Here is a 14,807-nt window from a genome sequence, read left to right as displayed (position 1 = left end):
TTTGAAGGCCTTGTGAACACAGGCCGGTGACACCATCTGGGTGTCACCTCGCGGTGACAGAATCGCCGCGTCAACCCGAAGGCCGCCGAAAGGCGGCGTTCGGCCATTCCGAAATCCGAAAAATCTGAGAGGCTCCCCGTGGCCCGCACCACTCCCATCGAGCGTTACCGCAACTTCGGCATCATGGCCCACATCGATGCCGGCAAGACCACCACGTCCGAGCGCATCCTGTTCTACACCGGCAAGAGCCACAAGCTGGGTGAGGTGCACGATGGCGCCGCCACCATGGACTGGATGGAGCAGGAGCAGGAGCGTGGCATCACGATCCAGTCCGCTGCCACCACCGCGTTCTGGAAGGGCATGGACAAGTCCATGCCGGAGCACCGCTTCAACATCATCGATACCCCCGGGCACGTCGACTTCACCATCGAAGTCGAGCGTTCGCTGCGCGTGCTCGACGGCGCGGTGTTCGTGCTGTGCGCCGTCGGTGGCGTGCAGCCGCAGTCCGAGACGGTGTGGCGCCAGGCCAACAAGTACCACGTGCCGCGCATCGCGTTCGTCAACAAGATGGACCGCACCGGCGCCAACTTCTTCAAGGTCCGTGACCAGCTGAAGGCCCGCCTGGGCGCCGTGCCGGTGCCGATGCAGATCCCGGTGGGTGCCGAGGACAACTTCCAGGGCGTGGTCGACCTGGTGAAGATGAAGGCCATCGCGTGGGACGAGAAGTCCCAGGGCATGAGCTTCGAGTACCGCGACATCCCGGCCGAGCTGCAGGCCCAGGCCGAGGAAGCGCGCGCGTTCATGGTCGAGTCGGCCGCCGAAGCCAGCGAAGAGCTGATGGAGAAGTACCTGGGCGGCGAGGAGCTGACCGAGGACGAGATCTACAACGCCCTGCGTATCCGTACGCTGGCGACCGAGATCGTGCCGATGTTCTGCGGCTCGGCGTTCAAGAACAAGGGCGTGCAGGCCATGCTCGACGGCGTCATCAAGCTGCTGCCGTCGCCGGTCGACGTGCCGGCGGTCAAGGGCACCGACATCGACGACGAGAGCAAGGAAATGTCGCGCGAATCCAGCGACAAGGCCCCGTTCTCGGCGCTGGCGTTCAAGATCATGACCGACCCGTTCGTGGGTTCGCTGACCTTCTTCCGCGTCTACTCGGGCGTGCTGAACGCCGGCGACCAGGTGCTGAACTCGGTGCGCAACAAGAAGGAGCGCATCGGCCGCGTGCTGCAGATGCACTCCAACAACCGCGAAGAGATCAAGGAAGTGCTGGCCGGCGACATCGCCGCGGCGGTGGGCCTGAAGGACGTCACCACCGGTGACACCCTGTGCGCCATCGACGCCCCGATCGTCCTGGAGCGCATGGCGTTCCCGGAGCCGGTGATCTCCATGGCGGTCGAGCCGAAGACCAAGTCCGACCAGGAAAAGATGGGCATGGCCCTGGGCCGTCTGGCGCAGGAAGACCCGTCGTTCCGCGTCAAGACCGACGAAGAGTCGGGCCAGACGATCATCTCGGGCATGGGCGAGCTGCACCTGGACATCATCGTCGACCGCCTGAAGCGCGAGTTCAACGTCGAGGCCAACGTCGGCAAGCCGCAGGTCGCGTACCGCGAAACCATCCAGGCCGCGGACGTGAAGTCGGATTACAAGCACGCCAAGCAGTCCGGTGGTAAGGGCCAGTACGGTCACGTCGTGATCGAGATGTCCCCGATCACCGCCGCCGACCGCGAGAAGCACGGCGCCGACATCAAGGACGACTTCCTGTTCCTGAACGAGATCACCGGTGGCGTGATTCCGAAGGAATTCATCCCGTCGGTTGAAAAGGGCCTGCGCGAGACCATCACCAGCGGCCCGCTGGCCGGCTTCCCGGTGGTGGACGTGAAGGTCAAGCTGGTGTTCGGTTCGTACCACGACGTCGACTCCTCGGAAATGGCGTTCAAGCTGGCCGCCTCGATGGCGTTCAAGCAGGGCTTCGCCAAGGCCAAGCCGGTGCTGCTGGAGCCGATCATGAAGGTCGAGATCGTGACCCCGGAGGACTACCAGGGCGACGTGATGGGCGACGTGAGCCGTCGCCGCGGCGTGCTGCAGGGTTCGGACACCAGCGTTTCGGGCGTTGTCATCAATGCGATGATCCCGCTGGGCGAAATGTTCGGTTACGCCACCCAGCTGCGTTCGATGACCCAGGGTCGCGCCACGTTCTCGATGGAGTTCGACCACTACGAGCCGGCGCCGAACAACATCGCCGAAACCGTCATCAAGAAGGCCTGAGCCCGCGGGGCTCAGGTTCTCCACACAACTTTCAGCTAATCAAGGAATATCAAAATGTCCAAGGGTAAGTTCGAGCGTACCAAGCCGCACGTCAACGTCGGCACCATCGGCCACGTCGACCATGGCAAGACCACGCTGACCGCCGCGCTGACCAAGATCGGTGCCGAGCGTTTCGGTGGCGAGTTCAAGGACTACTCCTCGATCGACGCCGCGCCGGAAGAGAAGGCGCGTGGCATCACGATCTCGACCGCGCACGTCGAGTATGAATCCGCGACCCGCCACTACGCCCACGTGGACTGCCCGGGCCACGCCGACTACGTGAAGAACATGATCACCGGTGCGGCGCAGATGGACGGCGCGATCCTGGTGTGCTCGGCCGCTGACGGCCCGATGCCGCAGACCCGCGAGCACATCCTGCTGTCGCGCCAGGTCGGCGTGCCGTACATCGTCGTGTTCCTGAACAAGGCCGACATGGTGGACGACGCCGAGCTGCTCGAGCTGGTCGAGATGGAAGTGCGCGAGCTGCTGAGCAAGTACGACTTCCCGGGCGATGACACCCCGATCGTGCACGGTTCGGCCCGTCTGGCGCTGGAAGGCGACCAGAGCGACATCGGCGTGCCGGCGATCCTGAAGCTGGTCGATGCGCTGGACAGCTGGATCCCGACCCCGGAGCGCGACATCGACAAGCCGTTCCTGATGCCGGTGGAAGACGTGTTCTCGATCTCGGGCCGCGGCACCGTGGTGACCGGCCGTATCGAGCGCGGCATCATCAAGGTGGGTGACGAAATCGAAATCGTCGGCATCCGTCCGACCCAGAAGACCACCGTCACCGGCGTGGAAATGTTCCGCAAGCTGCTGGACCAGGGCCAGGCGGGCGACAACGCGGGCCTGCTGCTGCGCGGCACCAAGCGTGACGACGTGGAGCGCGGCCAGGTGCTGGCCAAGCCGGGTTCGATCACCCCGCACACCGAGTTCGAAGCCGAGGTGTACGTGCTGTCCAAGGACGAAGGTGGCCGTCACACCCCGTTCTTCAAGGGCTACCGTCCGCAGTTCTACTTCCGTACCACCGACATCACCGGCGCTGTGCAGCTGCCGGAGGGCGTCGAGATGGTGATGCCGGGCGACAACGTGAAGATGTCGGTCACGCTGATCAACCCGGTGGCGATGGACGAAGGCCTGCGCTTCGCCATCCGCGAAGGCGGCCGCACCGTCGGTGCCGGCGTCGTCGCCAAGATCACCAAGTAATCGCGCTTTTCCCGTTCGCGGGGAGCGTCGGACAAGGGCGGCCTCCGGGCCGCCCTTTTTCGTTGCCGCGGCCGGATGCCGGCGATCTTGCCGGGGCGTGCGCACGGCGTTGCCGGCAGGCGCAGGCGGCTGCGCCCGGCTGGACGGCTGCCCGGCCCATGTCCGAAGCGGCGGATGCGGGCGTGGCGCCTGGGCGCGGGCGGCGCTCACGCCGGGTGCCGCGCCCTGCGGTCGCCGATGGCGGAAAACGCCCGCTTCCCCGCTCTTGTATCCATGGGGTGCGCACGGCGCGCCGCAATCCGGTACGGCCGGCATGACCTTCGCTACGTGAATCCGGCGATGGATGCCCCTAAGGTGCCGCATGTGGCGGTGTCGGCCGCCGGCAGGACAAACGCGAGGAGAAGACGGATGTTGCGAGCAGTGGGACAGGGGCGGCGCCGGGCGCTTGCAGTGGCGCTGGCGGCGTTCGCGGCGGTGGCGCAGGCGGCGGTGCCGGCACCGAAGGAGCACTTCGGCTTCACCATCGGCGATGACTACATGCTCGCCAACTACACCCAGACCGAAGCCTATTTCCGCAAGGTCGCGGCCACGTCGGACCGCTTCCGGCTGGTGGAGCTGGGCAGGACGTCGGAAGGGCGCCCGCAGCTGATGCTGATCGCTTCGGCGCCGGCCAACCTGGCGCGCCTCGACGAGTACCGCGCCATCTCCGAGCGACTGGCGCGGGCACGCGACGACGCCGCGGTCGCGCGCGGGCTGGCGGAGCAGGGCAAGGCGGTGGTGTGGATCGACGGCGGCCTGCATGCCAACGAAACGGTCGGTGCGCACCAGCTGATCGAGACCGTGTGGCAGCTGGCCAGCCGCGACGATGCCGAGACCCGCCGGATCCTCGACGACACCATCATCCTGCTGGTCCACGCCAACCCGGACGGACAGGAGCTGTACTCGGACTGGTACATGCGCGAGCCGGTGCCGGCCAAGCGCGTGCTCGACAAGCCGCCGCGCCTGTACCAGAAGTACGCCGGGCACGACAACAACCGCGACTTCTACATGGCCGCGCTGCAGGAAACGCGCAACCTCAACCTGGCCATGTACACGCGCTGGTACCCGCAGATCGTCTACAACCACCACCAGACCTCGCCCAAGGGCACGGTCATCGTGATCCCGCCGTACCGCGACCCGTACAACTACAACATCGACGCGATGATCCCGGTCGGGCTGGAAGCGCTGGGCTCGGCGATGAACCTGCGTTACCTGCAGGAGGGCAAGCCCGGCGCGGTGTCCAAGGGTGGCAGCGTGTATTCCACCTGGTGGAATGGCGGCCTGCGCACCATGCCGTACTTCCACAACATGCTCGGCGTGCTGACCGAGATCACCGGCAACCCGACGCCGATGCAGATCCCGTTCCTGCCCGAGCGGCAGCTGCCGGACAGCAACCTGCCGGCACCGGTGCCGGCGCAGACCTGGCATTTCCGCCAGTCCATCGACTACAGCCTGACCGCCAACTGGGCGTTGCTGGACTATGCCTCGCGCAATCGCGAACAGCTGCTGTGGAACATCTACCGCATGGGCCGCAACGCCATCGAGCGCGGCAGCCGCGACACCTGGACCCCGCGCCCGAGTGCGCTGGCCGCCGCCCGCGTCGCGGCCGGCAAGGACGGAAAGCCTGCCACGGAGCTTGATGCCGCCCAGGTCGACGCGCTGCTGCGCAGTCCGGACCAGCGGGATCCGCGCGGCTACATCATTCCGGCCGACCAGGCGGACTTCCCGACCGCGACGGCCTTCGTCAATGCGCTGCAGCTGGCGGGTGTGGAGGTGTCGCGCGCCAGCCGGCCGTTCGCGGTGGCCGGCCGCCGGTACCCGGCCGGCTCGTTCGTGGTCCGGGCCGACCAGGCCTTCCGGCCACACGTGCTGGACATGTTCGAGCCGCAGGACCATCCACATGACTTCGAGTACGAGGGCGGCCCGCCGATCGCGCCCTACGACTCGGCCGGCTGGACGCTGGCCTTCCAGATGGGCGTGGCCTTCGACCGCGTGCTGGAGGGCTTCGACGGCCCATTCGAGGCGCTGCCGGCCGGGCAGCTGCAGGTGCCGGCCGATGTGCCGGTGCCGGGCTCGGCCAATGGCTACCTGCTCGATGCGCGTGCCAACAACAGCGTGATCGCGGTCAATCGCCTGCTGAAGGCGGGCGTGCCGGTGCGGCGCCTGCAGGACCGCGATGGCGCCTTCTTCGTGCCGGCGGCCGCGCCCGACGCGCTGGCCGCCGCCCTGTGCGGGACCGGCGTGCGGGCGCTTGCCGCCGACCGGCGCGTCACTGGCGGCGTGCCGGTGAAGGCGCCGCGGATCGCGCTGTGGGACCACTACGGCGGCTCCATGGTGTCCGGTTGGACCCGGCTGGTCCTGGACAGCTTCGGCTTCGACTATGAAGTGGTGTATCCGCGGCAGATCCTCGACGGCGACCTGCGCAGCCGGTTCGACGTGCTGATCCTGCCCAGTGGCGCGCTGCCGCTGCCGGCGGAGCTGGCGGTCGAGGGCCGGGCCGGTCGCGCCCCGGCCTCGCCGGATCCGGCCACCCTGCCGGCCGAGTTCCACCCGCTGCTGGGCGAGCTGCAGGGCGAGGCCGCGGTTGCGGCACTGCGCCGTTTCCTGCAGGCGGGCGGCCATGTCGTGGCGACCGGCTCGTCCAGCGGGCTGGCGCTGCAGTTGGGCCTGCCGCTGCGCAGCCACCTGCAGGTGGCCGGCGCCGATGGCCAGCCCAGGGCCCTGAGCCAGCGTGAGTACTACATCCCCGGCAGCGTGCTGCAGGTGGCGGTGGACAAGTCGCGCCCACTCAACTGGGGGCTGCCGCCGCGGCTGGACGTGTACTTCTCCGACGGCCGCTGGGACAATGCCCCGGTGTTCGACCTGCCGGCCGACCGCGCCGACATCCGCCCGCTGCTGCGCTTCGATACGGCCGCCCCGCTGCGCAGCGGCTGGGCCTGGGGCCAGGAGTACCTGCAGGGCGGGGTGCTGGCCGCCGAGGCCGACGTCGGCGCCGGGCGCCTGACCTTCTTCGGCACGGACATCACCTTCCGCGCGCAGGCCCACGGCTCGTTCAAGCTGCTGTTCAACAGCCTGCTGCAGACCGCGGCCGACCCGCAATGAGGCGTCGGGGCCGGCATGGCCCCCGCCGCCGCCGGCCAAGCATGGCCGGCAGCTGAAGCGCAAGAGGCAGGCGGCCCCCGGGACTTGCAAAGCCCCGGGAATGCTGACAGAATGCACGACCACTCGCGGGGCTCATGCTTGCATGGGCGCCGCAACCAGCGAAATGAAGGGCAGGACGCGCTTCGTATTCGCCAGACTAAGGACAGGTCGCGTGGGTCGCTCCAGGACATCGGGGCGCTTTCTGCGCGTTTGTTTGCGTCTGGGGCGGGCCGGGAAACCGGGCCGCCTTGCTGTTTTGAAGGGATTCGCGCGCTGGCCGGGTGGTGTGGCCGCGCATTCATGGGGTCCGGTACACAAGAGGCCGGGCCTGTCGCTCTTTAGACCTATAGGAACACCGTCATGGCGGACCAAAAGATCCGGATTCGGCTGAAGGCGTTCGATCATCGCTTGATCGACCGCTCGGCCAGCGAGATCGTTGAAACGGCCAAGCGGACCGGCGCGCAAGTGCGTGGCCCGATCCCGCTGCCGACCAAGATCGAACGTTACACCGTTCTGGTTTCCCCGCACGTCGACAAGGACGCGCGTGACCAGTACGAAACCCGCACGCACAAGCGCGTGCTCGACATCGTCGACCCCAACGACAAGACCGTGGACGCGCTGATGAAGCTCGAACTGGCTGCCGGCGTCGACGTTCAGATCAAGCTGACCTGAGGACTGCGACCATGACGAAGAAGTATTCGTTGGGCTTCGTGGGCCGCAAGGCCGGCATGAGCCGCGTTTTCACCGAAGACGGCCAGTCCATCCCGGTGACCCTGATCGAAGCCACCCCGAACCGCATCGCGCAGGTCAAGACCGTCGAGACCGACGGCTACAGCGCCGTGCAGGTGACCGTCGGCGCCCGTCGCGCCGCCCTGGTGAACAAGCCGGAAGCCGGCCACTTCGCCAAGGCCAAGGTCGAAGCCGGTCGTGGCCTGTGGGAATTCCGCGTCGAGGACGCCCAGATCGGCGATTACGCCGTCGGTGGCGAAGTCAAGGCGGACATCTTTGCCGTTGGCCAGAAGGTCGACGTCCAGGGTGTCACCAAGGGCAAGGGCTTCCAGGGCACCATCAAGCGCTACAACTTCACCATGGGCGACGCCACCCACGGTAACTCGCTGTCGCATCGCGCGCCGGGTTCGTTGGGCCAGCGCCAGACCCCGGGTCGCGTTTTCCCGGGCAAGAAGATGGCCGGCCACATGGGTGCCGTGCAGCAGAGCACGCAGAACCTGGAAGTGGTCAAGGTCGACGTCGAGCGTGGTCTGATTGCCGTCCGTGGTGCCGTTCCGGGCGCTGCCGGTGGCGACGTGATCGTGCGTCCGGCGAGCAAGGCATAAGGAGAGATGACGATGGAACTCGTTATCACGGGTAGCAACAACAAGGTCTCGGTCTCCGAAGCCGTGTTCGGTCGCGATTTCAGCGAGGATCTGGTCCACCAGGTCGTCGTTGCCTACCGCAACGCCGCTCGCGCCGGTACCAAGGCACAGAAGACGCGCTCTGAAGTGGCCGGCACCACCAAGAAGTCGAAGAAGCAGAAGGGTGGTGGCGCTCGCCACGGTGCCCTGACCGCTCCGATCTTCGTCGGCGGTGGCGTCACCTTCGCGGCCAAGCCGCGCAGCTTCGAGCAGAAGGTCAACCGCAAGCAGTACCGCGCCGCCATGTGCGCCATCCTGTCCGAGCTGAACCGCCAGGGCCGCCTGACCATCGTCGAGTCCTTCGACGTGGAAGCGACCAGCACCAAGGGTCTGATCGGCAAGCTGGCTGGCCTGGAAGTGGGCAAGCGTCCGCTGATCGTCACCGAAGAGGCGTCCGAGCATCTGTACCTGTCGGCCCGCAACCTGCCCTACGTGCAGGTGCGTGACGTGCAGGGCCTGGATCCGGTCGCGCTGGTGGGTGCCGACACGGTCGTCATCACCGCCGATGCGGTCAAGAAGGTCGAGGAGTGGCTGGCATGAGCAGCAACGAAAAAATCTTCAGCGTGCTGCGCGCTCCGCGAGTCTCCGAAAAGACCGCGCGCCTGCAGGAACTCTCCAACCAGTACGTCTTCGAAGTCTCGAACGAAGCAACCAAGGCCGATGTGAAGGCCGCGGTCGAGCAGCTGTTCGACGTCAAGGTCGAGGCCGTCAACGTGGTCAACGTCAAGGGCAAGAGCAAGTCCTTCCGTAACCGCGCTGGCCGTCGCGGCGATTGGCGCAAGGCGTACGTGCGTCTGGCCGATGGCCAGTCCATCGATGTAACGGCCAAGGCCTGAGGTACATCCCATGCCATTGATGAAATTCAAGCCCACCTCCGCAGGCCGTCGTTCGGCCCTGCGCGTGGTCACGCCCGATCTGCACAAGGGCGCACCGCACGCGGCGCTGGTGGAGTCGCAGAGCAAGTCCGGTGGTCGCAACCACCATGGCCGCATCACCACCCGTCACGTGGGCGGTGGCCACAAGCAGCACTACCGCATCATCGACTTCAAGCGCAACAAGGAAGGCATTCCGGCGCGCGTGGAACGCATCGAATACGATCCGAACCGCACCGCCCACATCGCCCTGCTGTGCTACGTCGACGGTGAGCGCCGCTACATCATCGCCCCGAAGGGCCTGAAGGCGGGTGACCAGGTCATCTCCGGCGCGCATGCGCCGATCAAGACCGGCAACACCCTGCCGCTGCGCAACATCCCGGTCGGTACCACCATCCACGGCATCGAGCTGAAGCCGGGCAAGGGCGCCCAGATCGCCCGCGCCGCCGGTGCTTCGGTGCAGCTGGTGGCTCGCGAAGGCATCTACGCCACCCTGCGCCTGCGCTCGGGTGAAATGCGCAAGGTGCCGGTCGAGTGCCGCGCCACCATCGGTGAAGTCGGCAACGACGAGCACAACCTGGAGAAGCTGGGCAAGGCCGGCGCCAAGCGTTGGCGCGGTGTCCGCCCGACCGTCCGCGGTGCCGCCATGAACCCGGTGGACCACCCGCACGGTGGTGGTGAGGCCAAGGCCGGCCAGGGTAATCCGCATCCGGTCACCCCGTGGGGTGTCCCGACCAAGGGTTACAAGACGCGCCATAACAAGCGCACCCAGCAGTTCATCGTCCGCGATCGTAGGGGCTAATCGACCATGGCACGTTCACTCAAGAAGGGCCCGTTCGTCGATCACCACCTCGTCAAGAAGGTGGAGGCCGCTGCGGGCAGCAAGAAGCCGATCAAGACCTGGTCGCGCCGTTCGATGATCCTGCCGGAAATGGTAGGCATCACCATCGCCGTGCATAACGGCAAGAACCACGTACCGGTTCTCGTCAACGAGAACATGGTCGGCCACAAGCTCGGCGAATTCGCCATCACCCGGACCTTCAAGGGTCACGGTGCTGACAAGAAGTCGGGCAAGTAAGGAGAGATGACGATGGAAGCGAAAGCAATCCTGCGCACCGCGCGCATCTCCCCGCAGAAGGCCCGTCTGGTCGCTGACCAGGTGCGCGGCCTTCCGGCCGAGCGTGCGGTCAATCTGCTGAAGTTCTCGGACAAGAAGGCCGCTGCCCTCATCAAGAAGGTGGTGGAGTCGGCCATCGCGAACGCCGAGAACAACCAGGGCGCCGACGTCGATGAGCTGAAGGTCAAGACCATCATGGTTGATGAAGGTCCGAGCCTGAAGCGCTTCATGGCCCGCGCCAAGGGCCGCGGCACGCGCATTCTCAAGCGCACCAGCCACATCACCGTGGTCGTGGGCGAGGGCAAATAACGATGGGTCACAAAGTTCATCCGATTGGTATCCGCCTGGGCATCGCCAAGGACTGGAACTCCAAGTGGTACGCCAACAAGGCCGAGTTCGCCAGCTACCTGGCGGCCGACCTGAAGGTCCGCGAGATGCTTCGCAAGAAGCTGGCGCAGGCCGGTATCTCCAAGATCCTGATCGAGCGTCCGGCCAAGACCGCGCGCGTGACGATCCACACCGCCCGCCCGGGCGTGGTGATCGGCAAGCGTGGTGAGGACATCGAGAAGCTGCGCAAGGAAGTGAGCGAAGTGATGGGCGTTCCGGCGCACATCAACGTCACCGAAGTGCGCAAGCCGGAGCTGGACGCGCAGCTGGTCGCCGAGTCGATCGCGCAGCAGCTGGAGCGTCGCATCATGTTCCGCCGCGCGATGAAGCGTGCGGTCGGCAACGCGATGCGCCTGGGTGCCCTGGGCATCAAGGTCAACGTGGCTGGCCGCCTGAACGGCGCTGAAATCGCCCGTTCGGAGTGGTACCGCGAAGGCCGCGTGCCGCTGCACACCCTGCGCGCCGACATCGACTACGGTTTCGCTGAGGCCAGCACCACCTACGGCATCATCGGCATCAAGGTCTGGATCTACAAGGGCGAGGTCTTCGATTTCTCCCAGGTTGGCCAGGAAAAGCAGGACGACAGCCCGCGCAGCGATCGCAATGATCGTGGCGACCGTGCCGACCGTCCGTCGCGCCCGGCTCGTGAAGCGAGGTAACGGCAATGTTGCAACCCAAGCGAACCAAATACCGCAAGATGTTCAAGGGCCGCAACGACGGCCTGAGCTGGAGCGCCAATGCCGTCAGCTTCGGTGAGTACGGCCTGAAGGCCACCGCTCACGGCCAGCTGACCGCGCGCCAGATCGAAGCGGCCCGTCGTTCGATCAGCCGTTACGTCAAGCGTGGCGGCAAGATGTGGATCCGCGTTTTCCCGGACAAGCCCATCACCAAGAAGCCCATCGAAGTCCGAATGGGTGCCGGTAAGGGTGGCGTGGAGTACTGGGTCGCCCAGATCCAGCCGGGCCGCATGATCTATGAAATCGAGGGTGTTTCCGAGGAAGTGGCGCGCGAGGCGTTCCGCCTGGCGTCGGCCAAGCTCTCGGTCACCACCACTTTCGTGACCCGGACGGTGCGCTGATGGACATCAAACAACTCCGCGAGAAGTCGGCTGACGAACTGAAGGCCCACTTGGTCGACCTGCGCAAGGAGCAGTTCTCGCTCCGCATGCAGGCCGCCACCGGCCAGCTGCCGAAGACCCACGAAACCCGCCGGGTGCGCCGCGAGATCGCTCGCGTCAAGCACCTGATCGGCAGCACGAAGTAAGGATGGCTGCGATGAGCGAAAATACTGAAAGCAAGACGCTGCGCACGGTCGAAGGCCGTGTCGTCAGCAACAAGATGGACAAGACGGTCACCGTGTTGGTGGAGCGCCAGGTCAAGCACGCCCTGTACGGCAAGTACATCAAGCGTTCGACCAAGCTGCACGCTCACGACGCCGAGAACACCTGCAACGAAGGTGATTTCGTGCGTGTGACCGAGATTGCGCCGCTGTCCAAGACCAAGAACTGGCGGGTGGTGGAAATCATCACCCGCGCAGCGAAATAAGGAGCCTGAATCATGATTCAGATGCAGAGCTACCTCGACGTCGCTGACAACTCCGGTGCCAAGGAAGTGATGTGCATCAAGGTGTTGGGCGGCTCGAAGCGCCGTTATGCCCACATCGGCGACATCATCAAGGTCACCGTGAAGGACGCGATTCCGCGCGGCAAGGTCAAGAAGGGCGAAGTGTACGACGCCGTCGTGGTGCGTACCCGCAAGGGTGTGCGTCGCGCCGACGGTTCGCTGATCCGTTTTGACGGCAACGCCGCGGTCCTGCTGAACAACAAGCAGGAGCCGATCGGCACCCGTATCTTCGGGCCGGTGACCCGTGAACTTCGTTCCGAGAAGTTCATGAAGATCGTCTCGCTCGCTCCCGAAGTGCTGTGAGCGACAGGAGATAATCATGGCTAACCGTATCAAGAAGGGCGACCAGGTCGTCGTCAACACCGGCAAGGACAAGGGCAAGCAGGGCGAAGTCGTCCGCGTCGACGGCGACCGCGTGGTCGTCGCCAACGTGAACATCGTCAAGCGCCACACCAAGCCGAACCCGCAGGCAGGCGTTGCCGGCGGCGTGGTCGAGCGTGAAGCTTCGATCCATATCTCCAACGTCAATGTCCTGAACCCGGCTTCGGGCAAGGGCGAGCGCGTTGGCTTCAAGGTGCTGGAGGATGGACGCAAACTGCGTGTGTTCCGCTCCAGCGGTGAGGCGATTGACGCCTGAGGAATGAGCTGATGACTTCCCGTCTCGAAAAAATCTACAAGGAAGAAGTGGTGCCGGCGCTGATGAAGCAGTTCGGCTACACCAATCCGATGGAAGTGCCGAAGCTGGTCAAGATCACCGTCAACATGGGCGTCGGCGAAGCCGCGACCAACAAGAAGGTGCTCGAGAACGCCGTGGCCGACATGACCAAGATCACCGGCCAGAAGCCGGTGGTCACCAAGTCGCGCATCTCGGTGGCCTCGTTCAAGATCCGCGATGGCTGGCCGATCGGTTGCAAGGTCACCCTGCGCCGCAACACCATGTTCGAATTCCTGGATCGCCTGATCAACATCTCGCTGCCGCGCGTGCGTGACTTCCGCGGCGTGTCGGGTCGTTCGTTCGACGGTCGCGGCAACTACAACATGGGCGTGAAGGAACAGATCATCTTCCCGGAAATCGACTTCGACGCCGTCGATGCGATCCGCGGCATGGATATCGCCATCACCACCACCGCCAAGACCGACGCGGAAGCGAAGGCGCTGCTGGCAGCGTTCAAGTTCCCGTTCCGTAACTGATCCGTCGAGGAAACCGAAATGGCAAAGACCTCCATGGTCAACCGCGACATCAAGCGGGAAAAGCTGGCCAAGAAGTACGCCGACAAGCGTGCGGCTCTGAAGAAGATCGTGTCCTCGGTGGATGCGAGCTACGAAGAGAAGATCGAAGCCGCGGCCAAGCTGTCCAAGCTGCCGCGCGATTCGTCGCCGAGCCGCCAGCGCAACCGCTGCGAACTGTCGGGCCGCCCGCGTGGCGTGTACCGCAAGTTCGGCCTGGGCCGCAACAAGCTGCGCGAAGCCACCATGCGTGGCGACGTGCCGGGCCTGCGCAAGGCCAGCTGGTAACAGACCTCCGCGCCGGGCCGCAAGGCCCGGCCGGTGGGTCGGCAGGGTGACCTGCCGGCAAGACAGGGAGTCCGACGCAAGTCGGACTTTTTGTCGTATACTCCCGCGTCTTGCCCGGCCGGAATTGCGGGTGACGTTGGAAAAGGGCCCCGGCCCATCCCGGGAAAACTCGAGATTTTCGCGAAAGCGGATATCGGTGCACTCAAAGGTATACACATGAGCATGACTGATCCCATCGCCGACCTGCTGGTCCGCATCAAGAATGCGGCCGCGGTTGGCAAGCAGACGGTGAAGGCGCCGTCGTCCAAGATCAAGGTGGCGATTGCCCAGGTCCTGAAGGACGAGGGTTACATCACCGACCTGCGCGTCAACCAGCTGGACAACAACAAGGCCGAGCTGGAAATCGTCCTCAAGTACTTCGAGGGCAAGCCGGTCATCGCGACCCTGAAGCGCTACTCGCGTTCGGGCCTGCGCCAGTACCGTGGCAAGAGCGAGCTGCCGAAGGTCCTCAACGGCCTGGGCATTGCCATCATTTCCACCTCCAAGGGCATCATGACCGATGCGCAGGCGCGCCAGCAGGGCGTCGGCGGTGAAGTCCTGTGCTTCGTGGCCTAAGCGAGAAGGAGTAGAACATGTCCCGCGTAGCCAAGAAGCCGATCAACCTGCCCAAGGGCGTTGAACTGAACATCCAGCCGGAATCCGTGAGCGTGAAGGGCCCGAAGGGCACCCTGTCGCTGAACAAGTCCGCTGGCGTTGAAATCACCATCGACAATGGCGTCGTCACGCTGAATCCGAAGGACATCTCCTTCGACGCGCTGACCGGCACCGTGCGTTCGATCCTGGCCAACATGGTCAAGGGCGTGTCCGAAGGCTTCGAGAAGAAGCTGGAGCTGGTGGGCGTGGGTTACCGCGCTGCCATGCAGGGCAAGGACCTGAACCTGTCGCTGGGCTTCTCGCACCCCGTCGTGTTCGTGGCGCCGGAAGGCATCACCCTGGCCACCCCGACGCAGACGGAAATCGTCGTGCAGGGCGCGGACAAGCAGGTGGTCGGCGAAGTCGCCGCCAAGATCCGTGGCTACCGCCCGCCGGAGCCCTACAAGGGCAAGGGTGTGAAGTACGCCGGTGAGAACATCATTCGCAAGGAAGCCAAGAAGGCCTAATTCCTAGGTTTTCAGCTTTCGAGGATAAA

20 protein-coding genes are annotated in these 14,807 nt (G+C 65.2%); all 20 read left to right on the top strand.

The annotated features are described in order from the left end of the window. Positions 1-138 precede the first annotated feature (138 nt). The 20 genes from fusA (at position 139) to rplF (ending at position 14,778) form a co-directional block, all read left to right on the top strand. Positions 139-2,268 carry an elongation factor G gene (fusA, locus tag MKP15_RS03350; RefSeq protein ID WP_161613296.1) on the top strand — a complete coding sequence of 710 codons (2,130 nt, stop codon included), beginning with the start codon at positions 139-141 and terminating at the stop codon, positions 2,266-2,268. Between the two features lie 54 nt (positions 2,269-2,322). Continuing rightward, positions 2,323-3,513, top strand: a complete 1,191-nt coding sequence (gene tuf, locus MKP15_RS03345) for an elongation factor Tu (protein ID WP_056931948.1) — start codon at positions 2,323-2,325, stop codon at positions 3,511-3,513. A gap of 408 nt (positions 3,514-3,921) precedes the next feature. Next, positions 3,922-6,654, top strand: a complete 2,733-nt coding sequence (locus tag MKP15_RS03340; protein WP_240211778.1) for a M14 metallopeptidase family protein — start codon at positions 3,922-3,924, stop codon at positions 6,652-6,654. Between the two features lie 399 nt (positions 6,655-7,053). Then, positions 7,054-7,365 carry a 30S ribosomal protein S10 gene (gene rpsJ / locus MKP15_RS03335; RefSeq protein WP_005408208.1) on the top strand — a complete coding sequence of 104 codons (312 nt, stop codon included), beginning with the start codon at positions 7,054-7,056 and terminating at the stop codon, positions 7,363-7,365. A gap of 11 nt (positions 7,366-7,376) precedes the next feature. Beyond that, positions 7,377-8,027 carry a 50S ribosomal protein L3 gene (gene rplC / locus MKP15_RS03330; protein WP_054663304.1) on the top strand — a complete coding sequence of 217 codons (651 nt, stop codon included), beginning with the start codon at positions 7,377-7,379 and terminating at the stop codon, positions 8,025-8,027. A 12-nt stretch (positions 8,028-8,039) separates the two neighbouring features. Then, on the top strand, positions 8,040-8,645 hold the full coding sequence (rplD, locus tag MKP15_RS03325) for a 50S ribosomal protein L4 (RefSeq protein ID WP_054668595.1): 606 nt from the start codon (positions 8,040-8,042) through the stop codon (positions 8,643-8,645). Next, the gene (gene rplW / locus MKP15_RS03320; protein WP_054663307.1) at positions 8,642-8,941 is read left to right on the top strand and encodes a 50S ribosomal protein L23; all 300 of its coding nucleotides are present in this window, start codon (positions 8,642-8,644) and stop codon (positions 8,939-8,941) included. The genes rplD and rplW overlap by 4 nt, the downstream gene beginning before the upstream one ends. Positions 8,942-8,951: 10 nt before the next feature. Next, complete coding sequence (gene rplB / locus MKP15_RS03315; protein ID WP_056931946.1) at positions 8,952-9,779, top strand: 50S ribosomal protein L2; 828 nt, start codon at positions 8,952-8,954, stop codon at positions 9,777-9,779. 6 nt (positions 9,780-9,785) lie between these two features. Further along, positions 9,786-10,055, top strand: a complete 270-nt coding sequence (rpsS, locus tag MKP15_RS03310) for a 30S ribosomal protein S19 (RefSeq protein WP_104938139.1) — start codon at positions 9,786-9,788, stop codon at positions 10,053-10,055. Positions 10,056-10,067: 12 nt separating this feature from the next. Continuing rightward, a complete protein-coding gene (rplV, locus tag MKP15_RS03305; RefSeq protein WP_054668596.1) occupies positions 10,068-10,403 on the top strand; it encodes a 50S ribosomal protein L22 in 336 nt (111 codons plus the stop codon). Between the two features lie 2 nt (positions 10,404-10,405). Then, complete coding sequence (rpsC, locus tag MKP15_RS03300) at positions 10,406-11,140, top strand: 30S ribosomal protein S3 (protein ID WP_054663315.1); 735 nt, start codon at positions 10,406-10,408, stop codon at positions 11,138-11,140. 5 nt (positions 11,141-11,145) lie between these two features. After that, positions 11,146-11,559 carry a 50S ribosomal protein L16 gene (rplP, locus tag MKP15_RS03295; protein ID WP_054663318.1) on the top strand — a complete coding sequence of 138 codons (414 nt, stop codon included), beginning with the start codon at positions 11,146-11,148 and terminating at the stop codon, positions 11,557-11,559. Further along, positions 11,559-11,744, top strand: a complete 186-nt coding sequence (gene rpmC / locus MKP15_RS03290) for a 50S ribosomal protein L29 (protein ID WP_055767495.1) — start codon at positions 11,559-11,561, stop codon at positions 11,742-11,744. The genes rplP and rpmC overlap by 1 nt, the downstream gene beginning before the upstream one ends. Positions 11,745-11,755: 11 nt before the next feature. Beyond that, positions 11,756-12,025 carry a 30S ribosomal protein S17 gene (gene rpsQ / locus MKP15_RS03285; protein WP_055767498.1) on the top strand — a complete coding sequence of 90 codons (270 nt, stop codon included), beginning with the start codon at positions 11,756-11,758 and terminating at the stop codon, positions 12,023-12,025. A gap of 12 nt (positions 12,026-12,037) precedes the next feature. Then, positions 12,038-12,406 carry a 50S ribosomal protein L14 gene (gene rplN, locus MKP15_RS03280; RefSeq protein WP_003479595.1) on the top strand — a complete coding sequence of 123 codons (369 nt, stop codon included), beginning with the start codon at positions 12,038-12,040 and terminating at the stop codon, positions 12,404-12,406. A 16-nt stretch (positions 12,407-12,422) separates the two neighbouring features. Further along, positions 12,423-12,740 carry a 50S ribosomal protein L24 gene (gene rplX / locus MKP15_RS03275; RefSeq protein WP_054663326.1) on the top strand — a complete coding sequence of 106 codons (318 nt, stop codon included), beginning with the start codon at positions 12,423-12,425 and terminating at the stop codon, positions 12,738-12,740. 11 nt (positions 12,741-12,751) lie between these two features. Then, positions 12,752-13,294 carry a 50S ribosomal protein L5 gene (gene rplE, locus MKP15_RS03270; RefSeq protein ID WP_104938140.1) on the top strand — a complete coding sequence of 181 codons (543 nt, stop codon included), beginning with the start codon at positions 12,752-12,754 and terminating at the stop codon, positions 13,292-13,294. Positions 13,295-13,312: 18 nt separating this feature from the next. Continuing rightward, positions 13,313-13,618, top strand: a complete 306-nt coding sequence (gene rpsN, locus MKP15_RS03265; protein WP_054663332.1) for a 30S ribosomal protein S14 — start codon at positions 13,313-13,315, stop codon at positions 13,616-13,618. A 216-nt stretch (positions 13,619-13,834) separates the two neighbouring features. Next, on the top strand, positions 13,835-14,233 hold the full coding sequence (rpsH, locus tag MKP15_RS03260) for a 30S ribosomal protein S8 (protein ID WP_104938141.1): 399 nt from the start codon (positions 13,835-13,837) through the stop codon (positions 14,231-14,233). 17 nt (positions 14,234-14,250) lie between these two features. Then, the gene (gene rplF / locus MKP15_RS03255; protein WP_104938142.1) at positions 14,251-14,778 is read left to right on the top strand and encodes a 50S ribosomal protein L6; all 528 of its coding nucleotides are present in this window, start codon (positions 14,251-14,253) and stop codon (positions 14,776-14,778) included. Positions 14,779-14,807: the final 29 nt, after the last annotated feature.

Origin of the sequence: Stenotrophomonas sp. Y6, from assembly GCF_022436665.1 — a bacterium.
GTDB classification, from domain to species: Bacteria; Pseudomonadota; Gammaproteobacteria; order Xanthomonadales; family Xanthomonadaceae; genus Stenotrophomonas; species Stenotrophomonas acidaminiphila_A.
Note: the sequence above shows the minus strand (reverse complement) of the source record. Positions and strands in the feature narration are given on the sequence as shown.